At 56.6% G+C, this 14,985-nt stretch carries 16 protein-coding genes; 4 read left to right on the top strand and 12 right to left on the bottom strand.

Annotated elements, in window-relative coordinates:
* Positions 1-9: 9 nt before the first annotated feature.
* On the bottom strand, positions 10-1,383 hold the full coding sequence (locus CYJ17_RS04595) for a class II fumarate hydratase (protein ID WP_087071115.1): 1,374 nt from the start codon (positions 1,381-1,383) through the stop codon (positions 10-12).
* Between the two features lie 271 nt (positions 1,384-1,654).
* On the opposite strand from CYJ17_RS04595, the gene CYJ17_RS04590 reads away from it, so the two are divergent.
* Positions 1,655-2,485: a hypothetical protein gene (locus tag CYJ17_RS04590; RefSeq protein WP_087069795.1), complete on the top strand. Its 831-nt coding sequence runs from the start codon at positions 1,655-1,657 to the stop codon at positions 2,483-2,485.
* A gap of 34 nt (positions 2,486-2,519) precedes the next feature.
* Here the strand turns inward: CYJ17_RS04590 and CYJ17_RS04585 are convergent, their stop codons facing one another.
* The 11 genes from CYJ17_RS04585 to mtnA form a co-directional block, all read right to left on the bottom strand.
* Positions 2,520-3,293, bottom strand: coding sequence for a nucleoside phosphorylase (locus CYJ17_RS04585; protein ID WP_087069796.1), 774 nt, complete (start codon positions 3,291-3,293; stop codon positions 2,520-2,522).
* Between the two features lie 19 nt (positions 3,294-3,312).
* A complete protein-coding gene (locus CYJ17_RS04580; RefSeq protein ID WP_234984397.1) occupies positions 3,313-4,086 on the bottom strand; it encodes an MTAP family purine nucleoside phosphorylase in 774 nt (257 codons plus the stop codon).
* 15 nt (positions 4,087-4,101) lie between these two features.
* Positions 4,102-4,866 (bottom strand): SDR family NAD(P)-dependent oxidoreductase, encoded by a 765-nt coding sequence (locus CYJ17_RS04575; protein WP_087069798.1) that lies wholly within the window; start codon positions 4,864-4,866, stop codon positions 4,102-4,104.
* On the bottom strand, positions 4,863-5,483 hold the full coding sequence (locus CYJ17_RS04570) for a class II aldolase/adducin family protein (protein ID WP_087069799.1): 621 nt from the start codon (positions 5,481-5,483) through the stop codon (positions 4,863-4,865). The genes CYJ17_RS04575 and CYJ17_RS04570 overlap by 4 nt, the downstream gene beginning before the upstream one ends.
* An 18-nt stretch (positions 5,484-5,501) precedes the next feature.
* Positions 5,502-6,275 carry a GntR family transcriptional regulator gene (locus CYJ17_RS04565; protein ID WP_087069800.1) on the bottom strand — a complete coding sequence of 258 codons (774 nt, stop codon included), beginning with the start codon at positions 6,273-6,275 and terminating at the stop codon, positions 5,502-5,504.
* A gap of 1 nt (position 6,276) precedes the next feature.
* On the bottom strand, positions 6,277-6,726 hold the full coding sequence (locus tag CYJ17_RS04560) for a cupin domain-containing protein (protein WP_087069801.1): 450 nt from the start codon (positions 6,724-6,726) through the stop codon (positions 6,277-6,279).
* On the bottom strand, positions 6,707-7,627 hold the full coding sequence (locus CYJ17_RS04555) for an ABC transporter permease (RefSeq protein ID WP_087069802.1): 921 nt from the start codon (positions 7,625-7,627) through the stop codon (positions 6,707-6,709). Before CYJ17_RS04555 ends, CYJ17_RS04560 begins: the two co-directional genes overlap by 20 nt.
* Positions 7,627-8,826 carry an ABC transporter permease gene (locus CYJ17_RS04550; protein ID WP_087069803.1) on the bottom strand — a complete coding sequence of 400 codons (1,200 nt, stop codon included), beginning with the start codon at positions 8,824-8,826 and terminating at the stop codon, positions 7,627-7,629. Before CYJ17_RS04550 ends, CYJ17_RS04555 begins: the two co-directional genes overlap by 1 nt.
* Complete coding sequence (locus CYJ17_RS04545) at positions 8,816-10,336, bottom strand: ABC transporter ATP-binding protein (protein ID WP_087069804.1); 1,521 nt, start codon at positions 10,334-10,336, stop codon at positions 8,816-8,818. The genes CYJ17_RS04550 and CYJ17_RS04545 overlap by 11 nt, the downstream gene beginning before the upstream one ends.
* Positions 10,337-10,402: 66 nt before the next feature.
* Positions 10,403-11,470 carry a BMP family ABC transporter substrate-binding protein gene (locus CYJ17_RS04540; RefSeq protein WP_087069805.1) on the bottom strand — a complete coding sequence of 356 codons (1,068 nt, stop codon included), beginning with the start codon at positions 11,468-11,470 and terminating at the stop codon, positions 10,403-10,405.
* 23 nt (positions 11,471-11,493) lie between these two features.
* The gene (gene mtnA / locus CYJ17_RS04535; RefSeq protein ID WP_087069806.1) at positions 11,494-12,516 is read right to left on the bottom strand and encodes an S-methyl-5-thioribose-1-phosphate isomerase; all 1,023 of its coding nucleotides are present in this window, start codon (positions 12,514-12,516) and stop codon (positions 11,494-11,496) included.
* Positions 12,517-12,638: 122 nt separating this feature from the next.
* On the opposite strand from mtnA, the gene CYJ17_RS04530 reads away from it, so the two are divergent.
* The 3 genes from CYJ17_RS04530 to CYJ17_RS04520 are packed head-to-tail and all read left to right on the top strand — an operon-like array spanning position 12,639 to position 14,971.
* Complete coding sequence (locus CYJ17_RS04530) at positions 12,639-12,932, top strand: YgjV family protein (RefSeq protein ID WP_087069807.1); 294 nt, start codon at positions 12,639-12,641, stop codon at positions 12,930-12,932.
* Between the two features lie 39 nt (positions 12,933-12,971).
* Positions 12,972-13,928, top strand: coding sequence for a nucleoside hydrolase (locus CYJ17_RS04525; RefSeq protein ID WP_087069808.1), 957 nt, complete (start codon positions 12,972-12,974; stop codon positions 13,926-13,928).
* A gap of 2 nt (positions 13,929-13,930) precedes the next feature.
* Positions 13,931-14,971, top strand: coding sequence for a hypothetical protein (locus CYJ17_RS04520; protein ID WP_087069809.1), 1,041 nt, complete (start codon positions 13,931-13,933; stop codon positions 14,969-14,971).
* The last annotated feature ends 14 nt before the right edge of the window (positions 14,972-14,985 follow it).

Raw genomic sequence — 14,985 nt, 5'->3', positions numbered from 1 at the left:
GCTGCACACCTAGCTAGCCTCCGGTTCGGTCATTGCCGCCGGATTCACCCACGTGTCAAAATCAGCCGCGCTCACCTGCCCCGAAGCAAGCGCGACCTCCCGCAGCGACGCCCCGCTGGCCTGAGCGGCGCGGGCCAGCTTGGCTGCGGCGTCGTACCCAATATGAGGAGCGAGTGCGGTGACCAGCATGAGATTGCGGTCCAGGTGCGCGGAGATGACGTCCTCGCGCGGGGCGATGCCGGCCGCGCAGAAACGTTCGAAGGTGCGCAGGGCGTCGCCGAGGAGGCGCAGTGCCTCCAGCACCGAAAACACCATGACCGGTTTGTAGACGTTGAGCTGGAAATTGCCCTGCGAGCCGGCGAAAGCAACCGCGGCGTCGAAACCGAAAATCGCGACGCAGACCTGGGTGAGGGCCTCCGCCTGGGTCGGATTCACCTTGCCCGGCATAATCGAGGAACCCGGCTCGTTATCGGGGATCGCGATTTCACCGATGCCGGTGCGCGGGCCGGAGGCATACCAGCGAATATCGTTCGCGATCTTCATGGCCGCGGCGGCCAGGGTGCGCAGGCTAGCCGAAAAAGCCACGAGGTCATCGTGGGCGGCCAGCGCCGCGGGCAGATCATCCGCGGGGCGGAACGGCAAGCCGGTCGCCTCCTCGAGCAGCTCGCAGACCCGCGCCGCGAAACGCGGATGCGAATTCAGGCCGGTACCCACCGCGGTACCGCCCAGCGCCACCCGGTACAGGCCCCGCACTGCTGCCCGCACCCCCGCGAGCGTGCCCTCCAGCTGCGCCGCCCAGGAACCCACCACCTGATCCCAGCGGATCGGGGTGGCATCCTGCAGATGGGTGCGCCCCACCATCACCACATCCGGGAACTGGCTCGCGCGAGCGCGGAACGTGGCCGCCAGGGCCTCCACCGCCGGGATGAGGTGGCGGTGCGCCTGGCGAGCCACCGCCACATACATCGCGGTCGGGAAAGCATCATTCGAGGACTGGCCCTTATTAACGTGGTCATTGGGGTGCACCGGGCTTTTCCCACCGCGCTGGCCGGTAGCGATCTCATTCGCGCGCGCGGCAATCACCTCATTGACGTTCATATTCGTTTGGGTGCCCGAACCGGTCTGGAACACCTTGAGCGGGAATTCCGCGTCGAGCACGCCTTCGGCTACCTCGCTGGCAGCGGCGGTGATAAGGGTGGCGAGCTGCGGATCAAGTACTCCGAGTTCGGCATTCGCGCGGGCGGAAGCGCCTTTGAGTAGCCCAAAGGCGTGGATGAGGGGGCCGCCCCAGGTGTAGCGTTCCCCGCCGATGGGGAAATGCTGGAGCGAGCGAGCGGTCTGCGCGCCCCAGTAGTGCGCGGCGGGCACCTCGACCGGGCCCATCGAATCCGTTTCCGTGCGGGTGAGCTGAGCTGCGGCGGCGGGCTGCGTTGCGGCGGCGGTGCCGGCCGCGCCGGTGAGCTGATCCTTTGTCATGATTCCAAGGGTAGCGCCTGCGCTACCCACGCACGCCCTGCGCCGTCTTGCCTACGCCACTGAAGTGGCATCGCTCACGCTCGCGGTATTTGGCCAGGAAAGCCGGCCGCGGGCGGGCCGCGAAGATCTGCGCGCGCTATGTTTATTAGGTAAAGTCAGGCGCGGACGAAGGAGGGTCATGGCTACGGAGCGACGACGCGGTTCTCGGGCACTTGATACTCCCGCGCGCGGCAAACGCGCCTCGGCGCCCGCGCCCTCTCCCACCACGGAAAAAGCAGCGCTCCGGGAAGAACGTGACCGGCTGCGCACCGAGTGCGAAAACCTGCGCGAAAAGTACAACAAGCTGCGCGGTGAGAACGACAAGCTGCGAGGCGAAAGCGCCGCGTTCCACCGCGAAGCAGAGGCGCTGCGCGCGGAAAATACCCAGCTGAATGCCGAAAATTCCCAGCTGCGCGGCGAGCATGAGGGCGCCCGCGCGGAGGCGGCCACTCTCCAGAGCCGCGTTGCCGAGCTGGAGGGCCTGGTGGCTGATTTGCGTCGTCGTGAAAAAGAATTGGAGGCGGGCGTGGTCTATGCCTCCGGCGTGGAGCAAAGCGCCGTGACCGCGCAGGCCCGCAGCGAGGACGCGATGCGGCGCGCGGCCCGCCTGGTTGCGCGCGTGCGCGGTTTAGAGCAGCAGCTGGAAGAAGAACGACGGCGCTACGCGGCCCTCGAAGCGGCGGGGCGGGCTCGGGAAGCGCGCCTGACCGTGGATTCGGCGCGCACGTCGGCCGCGCATGAGGAACGTTATACCAGCCAGATCAGCACCCTTGAGGTGCAGCTGCGCGAGGCGCGGGCCCAGCTGGCCGCCACCCGCACCCAGCTGGAGACCAGCGAGAATGAGCTGGCCGAGGCGCAGGCGGAGCTGAGCGAGGCGCAATCCCACGCGCAAACCCAGCGCTACCTGAGCCTCGGAATGGGAGGACTCGCGGCAGCGCTGGGTATTGCTTTGCTCATTGTTCTTCTCTAATAAGACGGCACGTTCAGTACATTGACGTATCGCCTTATTCCAAGGAGGCCAGCACCTTCAGAGAAGTTTCCAGTGTGGCATCGATAGCTTTCGTAACAATCTCACGATCAGGTTCGTAGGAAGTCATATCCTCGTCCTCATCCTTGAGGGGATTACCATCGATAGCCAAGATGGCTCCCGATTTAACCCGGTGAATTGAAGCCGTAATGAATAGCGCGGCGACCTCCATCTCGACTCCGATGGCCCCGGCATCACGCCATTTTGGTTGGTCATTGCCCAGGATCGGACTCGGGTAGAAGTTAGCGCTGGTGATAACGACACCCGCATGCGTATTCAAATCGGATTCCTCCGCGGTGCGCACGAGGCTACTCGTGACCTGGAGATCAGGAACCGCGGGATAATTCATGGGAACGACAAGTTCTGTGTAGCCATCACACCGCACAGCACCGGTAACAACAAGAAGGTCTCCGTCTACCACATCGCGCTGCACTCCACCCGCTGTACCAGCGCGGATGATGTATTTCGCGCCGCCTCGGCACAGCTCTTCAAAGCAGCACGCAGCACCAGCTGCACCAACGCCGTGCGAGGCAACCGTAATGCGTTTTCCTTCGTATTCCCCAACGTAGGAATGATATTCGCGATTCTTCGCGATGGGCTTCGCGTTGGCGAGAAGGCCGGCGGCTTTTGCTGCTCGATCTGGGTCACCAACCACCAAAACTCGATCAGCGAGTTCCGCTACCGGGATCTTCGTGAGCGCCAGCGTTTCATCCTGCCCCTGCCGGAGCGGGACGTATTCATTCTTAGTCATCTATTTCTCCTTTGAAATCCTAAATATCTGATAGTGCATCGTGGCACGGGCAGGAAGGATCCACCTCCAAACGAGCCACCGTTTCAGCGAGTGCTTTTTTGATTCGGGGCTGGCCATCGGCCACGGTTCGCCACACCAGACCCGCCGTGACCGGAGCGTCCTGGACTCCTTCGACACCGGCGTCGAGATCCGAAACAAACGAGAGATTACAGACGCACATCCCCAGTTCACGAGCCAAGGTTGTTTCCGGATGCTGCGTCATCGAGATGACGGAAAACCCTAGTTTTTGGAACACCTGTGACTCTGCACGAGTGGAAAAGCGTGGGCCCTGGATGACTACTGCCGTTCCACCGTCATGGTATTTCTCCTGCAAGCTATCCAGTGCCGCCACCGCCGCATCGTGCAGGCGGGGACAGTACGGATCCGCTACCGACACATGGACGACCTTCGGGCCTTCGTAAAATGTTTGATCCCGCCCCCAGGTTCGGTCAAAATACTGGTCAGTAATGACGAAGTCTCCCGGTGCGTAATCAGCACGCAGAGACCCCACGACAGATGAGGTAACCAGCGTCGAAACACCAAGGTTATGCAGCGCTTTCAGGTTAGCTCGGTAGTTAATCATGTGGGGCGGAACCCCGTGATCCTTACCGTGCCTTGTCATGAAAGCGACTTCTTTTCCTCCGATTTCTCCAATCGATACTTCAGATGAAGGCCTTCCATATTCAGTATCGACAACAACATGTTCCGGGTCCTCTAGAAGTTCATAAAGTCCTGACCCGCCAATGATTCCCATCTGTGGCATTTCTTATCACCATCCTGCTACTGCGGACATACCACCATCGACAACAAGGTCATGTCCGCTGATGAAACTGGCCGCCTCCGATGCAAGGAACACGCAAGCACGGCCAATGTCCTGCGTAGTCGCTGTTCTTTGCAGAGGAACACCCGCCATCCAACTTTGATACCCGGCCGGCCAGCTTGTGGCTAAAGTACCGTCGCTATCGATGAGGCCAGGAGAAACAGAGTTCACTCGAATCCCGTATTTCCCACATTCCAAAGCAAAATTACGAGTTAACATTTTGACGCCAGCTTTGGAGGCATCGTAATGCGCGTGATTCATTGCCGGAACAGATGCCTCAACCGAGGCTATGTTGATGATGGAGCCAGCTACATTTGCTTGCGCCATCTGGGATGCCATCTTTTTCGAGACAATGAACGTCCCGTTGAGATTGACATCAACCACTTGCTTCCACTGCTCAACCGTCATTTCCTCGAGCGAGATTACAGGTTGAACACCCGCGTTATTGACAAGCACATCGACATTTCCGCATTCTTGCACCGCTGCTTCGATCATTTCATCAACATCGGTTTCGGAACAGATATCTCCAACCACTTGGAATGCAGAGACGCCCACACCGCGTATTTCGTTTGCAAGTTCATCCGCTCTGGCGCTTTCGCGCAACGAATGCACGATTACCGAAGCCCCCGCCTGCGCAAAGACTCGGGCAATTCCAGAGCCGAGATTGCCATCGGCTCCCGTAATCAAAACGACTTTATCTTTTAGCTCGTTCATGCGTGAATCAGCTCCACTCCTTCGGGGAATGCGGTCTCTTTATCACCGAGCAACATCGCTCGGTAAGTGTTCTGAGCGGCCTGTTCTAATAGGGATGCACGCCTGAAAGCCATCTCAGGGTCTTCGCCAACCGTGCAGCAACCGTGGTGCGCAAGTATGGCACAATTGTGTTTTTCCATCTGCCGCGCAGCCTCATCGGCGAGTTCGTCCGACCCGTTTGGATGATAGGGAACAACACCAACAGACTTCACGTACAAAGCATCATCGAGTGTAAAGAACCGAATCTCGTAACCCAGAGCATTGAGCAGCACTGCCGTTTGGGGATGCAAATGGAAAATTGAATTCACATCCGAACGGGTTCGATAGATTCTGTCGTGGAGTTTCCACTCACTTGAGGGGCGAGAATCGAAAGGACCGGTTTGCCCAATTTTCATTCTCGCGAAAGATGCCGGGGTTAGCTCATCGAGCCAGGTACCCGACTTGGTAATGAAATACTCATCGGAGCCAGGGGTACGCACCGAAATATTACCGCCGGAGCCTAGGACCAATCCCGAGGCTACCGCTGTATGTGCGTGCCGAATCAGGCTATCCACCAACTCCTCTGTCGTCTTGTACAATTTTCCTCCATGTATTTGTCAACTTCTCACCCGCATCATCGAGAACTGAAAACGTCCCTCGCGGAAATACGTCTTAGCGAACAAAATCGGTAAATGGTCTCTATCGAAATGCAACTGGTACAGCCCTAAGAAGGACTCATCGCGGGCTTCGTGTTGCATCCCGAAATCACTTCCCACAACCGCGTGTAGATCGGTCGAGGCGTATTTGATCGAGTGGCCTACAAGATCGCATAGCGCAAAAATCGAGCCGTGTATCGACTGCACATCGAATTCAGGGGGGAAGATTCCGGCGCGAATGACTTCGAACGATACAGATACCATCGCTTTATTTGCTTCCACTTCACGACGAGTTTCGATAACTGGTTCGTTATCCTCAAGACGCAGCAACTTTATTTCTGTTTCTGTTGCCGCACGGAGACGTTTTTCGGTATATCGAATCGTTGGATCCATCCCCGCCGCTGCGATTGTCTGAGTCATCGATGTTAACTCTGAGAGATTAGAAGCCATCACCGCCTGTACGTCAGTAACAAATGTTCCCGAGCCTCGGCGACGAATAACCAAACCCTGAGCGGCCAACTCCTGTAATGCTGACCTCAAGGTATTTCGAGATACCCCAAGTTCCGCCGCAAGCACCGGCTCAGAGTCCAACGCCTCTCCCGGTTCCCACTCACCCGCATGGATTCTCTTCCTTAAAACCGATGCCACTTCGGCGGCCGCACCGACATTGGGTGCGCGTGTGACCACTGGAGTTACCGGATTATCAGAATGCGGATACATAGGGCTCAGAGTCATATCATTTCCCTTCGTCGTGCTGTTGCATTGACTTTATCCCATAGGCATCCTGCATCTCCTTACTTGCTATTTCGAACCCTTCCCAGGAAAAACCTGGGGCCATTGTTGTGCCCAGAAGAGTCCACTCTCCTAAAGACATCGACCCTTGCCATACACCGGCTTTCACCACGTGCTGAGGCCGCTGCCCCGCTCTCAAATCGTTTCCGAGTATTGTTTCGCGGCGTTCCCCGCTTTCATCTATCTCGACCAGAAGCAACGGTGCTCCGGCGTACCAGTGGTACACTTCGGGGCCACTCAACCTGTGGAGTTCGGACCACTGATCTCCACCCACGAGGTAGTAGATTGCGGTGGAATGCTCATCGACATAGGTTTGTCGATGCAGTCCGCCTTCCTGGTCAAGCTCGGAAAGATCTAGCAGCTGTGCAATTTCCTCACGCGTCAATGGGTTCACGTTTCGTCTCCTCCTTCTTTTTCTTGACGAAATTCACGGTCGTCAGCAACAGTGCGAGCAGAGTAACGACGTAGGGGGCGGCGTCGGTCACTTGGGTTGGAATACCGATTCCCTGCGCTCGGAAGCCGAGAGCTTCGGCCGTACCGAAGAGGGCCGCGGCTCCAAGAACTCCAATTGGGTGAGAACGTGCGAGCATGACTGCAACAACGGCAATCCATCCGCGCCCGGCGGACATCTCTTCAGAGAATTGCACAACGTTCCCCAACGCCAGTTGGGCACCACCTAGGCCGCACAGAAGACCCGAAATAATAACAGCTGCGTACTTGTAGGAAACAGGATTGACACCAAGGGTTTGTGCCGCGAGAGGCTTCTCTCCAACCCCGCGAAGCCGCAACCCGAGTGGCGTACGGAAGATAACAATCCATGCGACGAAAACAAGTACGAATGCGAGGTAGCCCAATACCGTTTGGCTGAATAGCGCCTTGCCAATCCACGGAATGTCACTGAGCAAGGGGATCGAGTAGGTTTTCAATCCCACAATCCGCGGATCCACGAATGTACCCGACGTATGGAAAAGCCCCACCAAGAGGAAGGAGGTGACACCCGTTGCCAGAATATTCATAGCGACGCCGATAACAATTGGTTCCGCCCCGCGGTTGACACTTCCATAGGCCAGGATCAATGTAAAGATTCCCGCAGCAAACATGCCTCCCAGCGCACCCAGGAGAGCACTGCCGGTGTAATACGAGGTGGCCACCGCGAAGAAGCAGCCGATCAGGAGTTGTCCCTCAAGCGCAATATTGAATATGCCTGCTTTATCGCAGATCAAACCCCCAAGCGCAGCAAATAGAATTGGGATAAGAGCTCGAACAATAGAGTCGATGAGTGCAGCATCAAACATTATTTCTCGCCCCCTTCAGCAAAGGCGTGGTTTTCGGCCTGAGGTTGTGATGACGATGCGTTATCTGTCGTTTCGCCACTAGGATCTGCTTTCTGCTTCTTCTTGAAGGACGGAAGTGCAACCCTGAAGACGATCAAAACGATAACGACGCCCTGAATTACGGCAGCAATCTGGGGAGACATTCCCAAGCCTCGGCTCATTGAACCGGCGCCCGCCATAATGGCTCCGAAGAACAGACCTGCGATGAGAACTGCATACGGACGGTACAGAGCTAGGAGTGCCACCATCAGCCCGGTCCATGCGTACCCGGAAGATAACAAAGCTCCGTCAATGAGGCGTGTTTCAGGAGCTCCGATCGTGAGCATCACGCCAACTAGCCCCGCTATTCCACCAGACAGAGCCATGACTTGGAGGCTCAGTTTCCGTTCGCTCCCACCGCCGTAGCGAATGAAAGTGGGATTCTTCCCGTTGAGCCCGGATTCATATCCAAAGATCGTGTTCCGGTTGACGTAAGCCATTCCGATCACAACGAGCAGAATGATAACGAATGACCAGTTCACAGAATTACCTATAGTGGAAATGAAATTACCGCGTCCCAGGCTTTCCGATATTGACTTGCCAAGCCCTGACCTCAAGGGAAGAAGCATGGGGATTTGAACGTCAAGAGATATCTGTTCCGAGGCAACCATCTGCGATGACTGGTCTTTCAACGGGTATCGGATCATCCACGATGCAAAGAAACGTGCTGGATATGAAAGTAGAAGCGATGTGATGAGAATCGGCACTCCGGGCCAGAACTGGAGAATACCAGAGAGCAACGCCCAGAGCATTCCGCCAATAATTCCACCGACAATCGCACATACCATCACGAGTAGGCCAGGACCTGGCATGTACAGTGCCACGATGCCACCCACTAGCCCGCCCATGATCATTTGGCCTTCAGTACCGATATTGAGAATTCCAGACCGGAAAGCAACCGCCGTAGCCATTGCCATTCCGATCAGAGGAATCGCTCGCTGTATCGCATTGGTGACGCCGGCAGAGGTAAGGATTGAGCCTTCTGCCATTGTTGTGTAGGCATCGGTGGGGGAATATCCCGCAGCAGCGATAAATATCGCGCCAATGATAAACGCGGCAAGGATTGACAGGGGAATCGGCCCCGCCAACCAGCGCAAAACAGCGTTCATTTTAGTCTTCATGGCCTAGTGCACCTCCTGCCATGAGTAGGCCCAGCTTGCTTTCAGTAGCTTCACTAACCGGCATCTCGGCTACTATCTCGCCTTCATACATGACGGCAACGCGGGTGGATAGCGAGAGAATCTCGCTCAGTTCCGCGCTAATCAGGAGGATTCCGCCACCGGCATCACGATAGTGGGTCAGCGTTGAGTGAATGAACTCAATAGCTCCGATATCAACTCCGCGGGTTGGCTGCTCCGCAACTAACAGTGGCGAGTTGTATTCCAATTCGCGCGCAATGAGTATCTTTTGCAGATTCCCACCAGAGAGGGTGCCAACCGCAATATTCTCATTCGCGATCTTGACAGAGAACTTTTCGATGAGTCGCCGCGCGAAGGAAGCGCGGGCGGGGCGATCAATGATTCCTTTCCGTTTAGTCAGTTCCTTGCTGCGATGGTGCCCCATTGCCAGATTCTCTTCCGCGGATGCCTCCGGCGCCGCACCCACACCTTGCCTATCTTCCGGGATATACGAGAGTCCCTTTTCGCGCCGTTTTCGTACGGTTGCGCTGGTGACATCGGATCCCGATATAGATACCGAACCGCTCGTGATCGGAATCAGCCCGGCGATGGCGCTCGCTAATTCGGTTTGTCCATTTCCGGCTACTCCAGCTATCCCGAGAATTTCTCCCTCGCGGACTTCGAGCGAAAGATTACGAACTTTCGTTTGCTTTTGGGAGTCTTGAACACACAGGTTCTTTACCTCAAGCACCGTACGTCCCGGAGCAAGTTGGGAGGGCGCCTGCGTGAGATCCACATCGCGACCCGTCATCGCGTGCGTCACCGATTCCGGAGTAGCTTCGGCCGTATTCATTCGTGCTACCACTTGCCCGTCGCGCAAAACAGTAACCCGGTCAGAGATCTCCATAACCTCCCGGAGCTTGTGGGTAATAAGAATGATGGTCTGACCCTGCTCCTTGAGCTGCCGCAAAACATCAAATAACTGGTCTGTTTCTTGCGGAGTCAAGACGGCCGTTGGTTCATCGAGAATCAACACCTTCGCGCCACGATAGAGAACCTTGATGATCTCCGCGCGTTGCAGGAGACCTACGGGTGCATCTGCCACGCGCATGCGAGGATCTACATCCAGACCAAAGCGTTGCGCGTAGCTTTCGACAATTTCGACAGCCTCAGCCCGGTTAATCAAACCTCCGGTTGTCGGTTCCTTGCGGAATACGACATTCTCAGCAACCGTCATGGACGGGAACATCTGGAACTCTTGGAATACCATTCCAATTCCGGCTCTGATAGCGTCCAGCGGGCTTGAGAAGTGAACTTCCGTCCCATCAAGGAAGATCGAACCTTCATCCGGGGTATAGAGTCCAGACAGAATGGACATGAGGACTGATTTCCCTGCGCCGTTCTCGCCCATGAGCGCATGAATCTCACCCTTTTTCACCGAAAAAGTGACGTTCTTATTTGCCTGGACACCGGGGAAGGATTTTGTGATGCCTCTCATTTCGATATCAAGCATTGGCATCCTCCCTTCTTACAAAAGTGGAGTGGGGCCGTGTAGGTTTCCAGCCCCACTCCGTTGGGATTAGTTAAACTTGCCGGTTGCGTCAGGTGGCGTAATTTCGCCGTCGATAATTTTTTGCTTGATTTCCGCAAGCTTCGCAACCACATCCGGATGATCCATGACCGTGCATTGCGATTCCGCCGCACCCGGAGCGAGCGAAACAAGATCCATGCCGCCTTCTGCCAAACCGAAGGATGAGAACGATTCAGCTTGTCCAGCATCAATCTTGTCGATGAGTTGCGGAATTAGCGAATCCATGAGTTTCAAAGTGCCGTCACCAACCCCGCCAGGAGTCAGCGGGCACTGGTTCACATCAACGCCGTACCCGGTTACACCGCCACTTCCAGTCGCCTCAAAAATGCCGCCGTTCGATCCGGAAGCTACAGCGAAGATATGATCCACTCCCTGAGCAACTAAGGCAGATGCCTGCTCTTTGGCTCGTGCAGGATCGGAGAAGGGACTATCACCACCAATGAACAGCTGCTGGTCCGATACCGCCGGATTGGCAGCCTTAGCTCCCGCAGCGTACGCGTCGGTGTACCGGTGAATGAATGGAATATCTACCGCTCCGACCGAGCCAACACGATTGCTCTTTGTGAGTAATCCAGCTTCATATCCGAGTAGATAGGCAGCTTCGTGTTCGCGGAAGACTGCGCAGTACATATTGGACGGGTAGGGGCCCGCCGGGCAGTCATCAATGTGAATGAACTTCTGGTCCGGATAGCGTTCTGCATATTCGAACGCTACGTCCGTATAGGAATACGTGATAGTTACGATGTAGTCAGGGTTTTCGGCAATTGCCTGATCCATATTTTGGCGAATCGAGGTTTGATCGCTATTCCCCTCATAAACCTTGGCGGTTCCTCCGTGCTTTTCAGCGGCTTTCTCAACGCCAATCTTTCCCGATTCCAGGAACTTGTTAACGCCGATGGGGTCATTGGTCAGGTAGATATAAGTAGGGCCATCGGAACCGCCCTTGGCCGTCCCATTGTCCGCGTTGTCACTTCCACCGCATGCAGTGAGGGAAAGGGACAGAGCCGCGACACCTAAGATAGCCGCAAGCTTTGACTTCGCCTTTGAAGTAGCCACGCTGTTCTCCTTAGATTATTTCTCTATTTTGTGCGAATAGGTCCGAGAGGTACCGTTGCAAGTGTTTCACCACGAGCAATACGAATGACTCGCCGATCCGTGACAATAGCGGTGATATTCTCGTGCGGTGTCACGTCAAATGCAGGGTTGATAGCCTCGGTTCCTTCAGGAGCCGTCCGAACTCCGTGGAAGTTCGCAACTTCCTCGCTACCACGGTCCTCGATCTTGATATCTTCACCCGTCTTCGTCGCCATATCGATGGTCGATTCCGGAGCCACAATAATGACTGGAAGATTCATTGCCTTAGCACCAAGCGACAGGGAGTAGGTACCGATTTTATTAGCGGTATCACCGTTAGCCGCGATGCGATCAGCTCCGGCAAAGAAGGCCTGAGCAAAACCGCGACGAAGCAGGAAAGGCCCGGCGGAATCAACAATGAGCCGGTAGGGTGCACCCATTTGCTGGAGTTCCCAAGCGGTAAGTCGCGATCCCTGCAGTAGGGGACGCGTTTCAACCGGAAGTGCTTCCTTAAGAGTTCCCCGCTCGAACATGGTCTGGATAACACCGAGTGCGGTTCCCCGCTCCACGCAAGCCAAACCACCGGTGTTGCAGACAGTCATAACCGAATGCTGCCCTTCACCAAGCAGTTCTTCCATAAGATCCGCACCGTACTGCCCCATGGAATAGCACGAAGCAATATCCTCGTCGCGAATCTTTAGCGCCTCTTCAAGAATCCGCTCCTTGCCTTCACTCGCGTATTGCATAACGCGTTTAACGCCCCAGGAAAGATTGACAGCAGTCGGACGAGCATTCGCGAGACGATGAGCAGCCTCTTCTAGTTCACTTCCGGTCAGTCCCTGCTGGGCAACCAGTGCAACGCCCAGGCCCCCCGAAACTCCCAGAGCGGGTGCGCCGCGTACTGCCAGTCGCTTGATGTCATCGATAAGTTCGTCAAGATCTGACACTTTTCGCACTACCAGTTCGCCCGGCAGTTTCGTCTGGTCAATGAGTTCAATATGCCCATCGATCCAATCAATAGTCCTCATTGACTACCTCCTTCATCTTGTAAGTTGTTCTACAAGCCTGTCACAGCTGTGCCATCTTGTCAATAAGTTATTCTACATCTAAGTCTATTGTTGGACATGTACTCACAAGGAGGTAAGTACATATGGATCAGAAAACGTTACTTGAGGCTTTTGGGTGGTTAGGGTCGCTCCTTGTCGTTCTTTCCCTGATCCTGCCTAACCAAAGAAAGTTCCGTTTTTGGAACTTCGTCGGCAGCGGTATCGCCGCTATTTACAACCTCATCTTGGGCATTTGGCCTATGGTTATCATGAATACGGCAATCGTGATTATTGATCTTTACTGGCTTCAGCGCCTCATACGGAAGGACCGCGATCACCGAAAAGATGCGGATTCCAATGCGCAGTCCCAAGCGCCAACGCCCGCTTCCAATACGTAAGAACCTACAAAGAGATATCAACATTCACAGGAGTTTTCCATGAAGAAGCTGATCCTAGATCTTGATACCGGCATCGATGATTGCCTGGCACTTGCCTATGCTTTGGGTTCCCCGGAGGTAGAAGTCATTGGAGTAACCGGCACGTTCGGGAATGTCCAGCGGGATACGGGCATCCAGAACAGCCTTAGCCTTCTTGATCTATTCGGCCATCACAACATTCCCGTCTTTGCCGGAGCTTCCCACGCCCTCCAGCGTTCTACTTTCACTGTCCAAGAAGCATCAGCGCTGATTCATGGACGAAACGGCCTTGGTGACGTACAAATCCCACAATCCAACCGGCAGCCTGAGCCAGAATCCGCCTGCGACTTCCTGATCGAATCGGCGAAGGAATACGGCGAGAACTTGGTAATCGTGGCGACCGGACCAATGACTAACCTCGCTCAAGCTTTGGAAAAAGACCCAGGTTTCCACAATCGGTGCCAGATTGTCATCATGGGTGGGGCCCTGACGGTTCCGGGCAATTGCAATCCCGTACAAGAGGCAAATATCTCCCAGGATCCCGAAGCCGCTGATGCCCTGTTCCGTTCCGGAGCGAAGGTCACCATGATCGGTTTGGACGTCACACTACAAACGCTCCTCACGTACGAAGAAACCGCAGCCTGGCGCCGAATTGGAACACCGGCAGGAAACTACGTAGCAGACATAACCGACTCATACATTCGGGCATACGGCACAATCGCTCCTTATTTAGGTGGCTGCGGACTTCACGATCCACTCGCGGTAGCTATCGCAATAGATCCGTCACTCGCTTCTTTCTTCGAAACCAACCTGAAAGTCGATGTGGAAGAACCTTTCCGAGGTAGGACAATCGGAGATGAGCACCGCCTTAACGATCCGAATAAGACCGTCAAGGTGGCACTCGAGGTCAATGCCGAGCTCTTCTTAAAGGAATTCATGCACCGGATATCAACTCTTCTGCGTAGCTGCGCTATCTAGAAATGGTGCCCGCACTCACCTTCGGCGGCGAATTCATATCCCTTCCGCCCCGCTCCGCTTCGCGCGCACTCCCGGTTCCGCCCGGCGCGGTGCTGGTGCAATCGGGGCGCCAGGCTCTCGGCCTCATCGCCCAGGCCCTCGCCGCCCGCGGCATCCGCCGCTTAATCGCGCCCGGATTCCTGTGCGCCACCGCGCTTGAGCCTTTCCAGCTCGAAGGCATCCGGGTCCACTGGGTGCAGGTCGGCCCGGATCTCCTGCCCGCCCCGGCCCTCCTCGCCGAACTCCTCACCGAGCCGCGGCGCTGCGCGGTGCTCGTCTCCACCACCTTCGGCGCCCGGCCCACGCCAGAGTTGCGCACCGTGCTCGAGGGGTGGGAGCGCCGCGGTGGCGTCGTCGTCGCCGATCTCACGCACGCGCCTTTTAGTGCCGCAACCATACACAAGGTTCCGACGCGTTATGCCGTGGCATCTTTGCGGAAATGGTTTCCGATTCCCGACGGCGCCTGGGCGCTCGGCGCCGCGCTTCCCGCCGCGGCTGCGGAAAATGCGTTGGCGCGCGAGGCGACGCGCTGCGGGTTGCTGCAATTGCGCGGGGAGGAGCACGACGGAGCAGCTGAGGCCGCCATTGATGCCGCTCTCAGCCCGAGCCCGATGAGCGGGCCGGCCCGGGATATTCTTGACCACCTGGATGTCGGAGCGGCGCTGGAACGGCGGCGGGCCAATGCCCGGGCTTTGCGGGCGGCCTTGGTCAGCGAGGGCGTGCCAGAGGCTGCGCTCTTCGGCGATGGGGAAGAAAACGGTGCGCCCTACGCCCTCGCCCTGCGTCTAGGCGCACTACCGCCAAGCCGGTCCGCCGCGCATAACCCACATAACATTGCCGAGCGCCTCGCCGCCCGCGGGGTTTACACCCCTGCTTTTTGGCCGCGGCTCAGCCACAGCGTGGACTGGCCGCATATCCTCGCCCTGCCCATCGACCAGCGCTACTGCCCCGGCCAGATGCCCGAGCTCGCTCGGCGGGTGGCGCAGGTGCTGCGGGCAGAATAAGCCCGAGCCCCGCA

Source organism: Actinotignum timonense (genome assembly GCF_002860685.3).
Classification (GTDB): Bacteria; Actinomycetota; Actinomycetes; order Actinomycetales; family Actinomycetaceae; genus Actinotignum; species Actinotignum timonense.
Note: the sequence above shows the minus strand (reverse complement) of the source record. Positions and strands in the feature narration are given on the sequence as shown.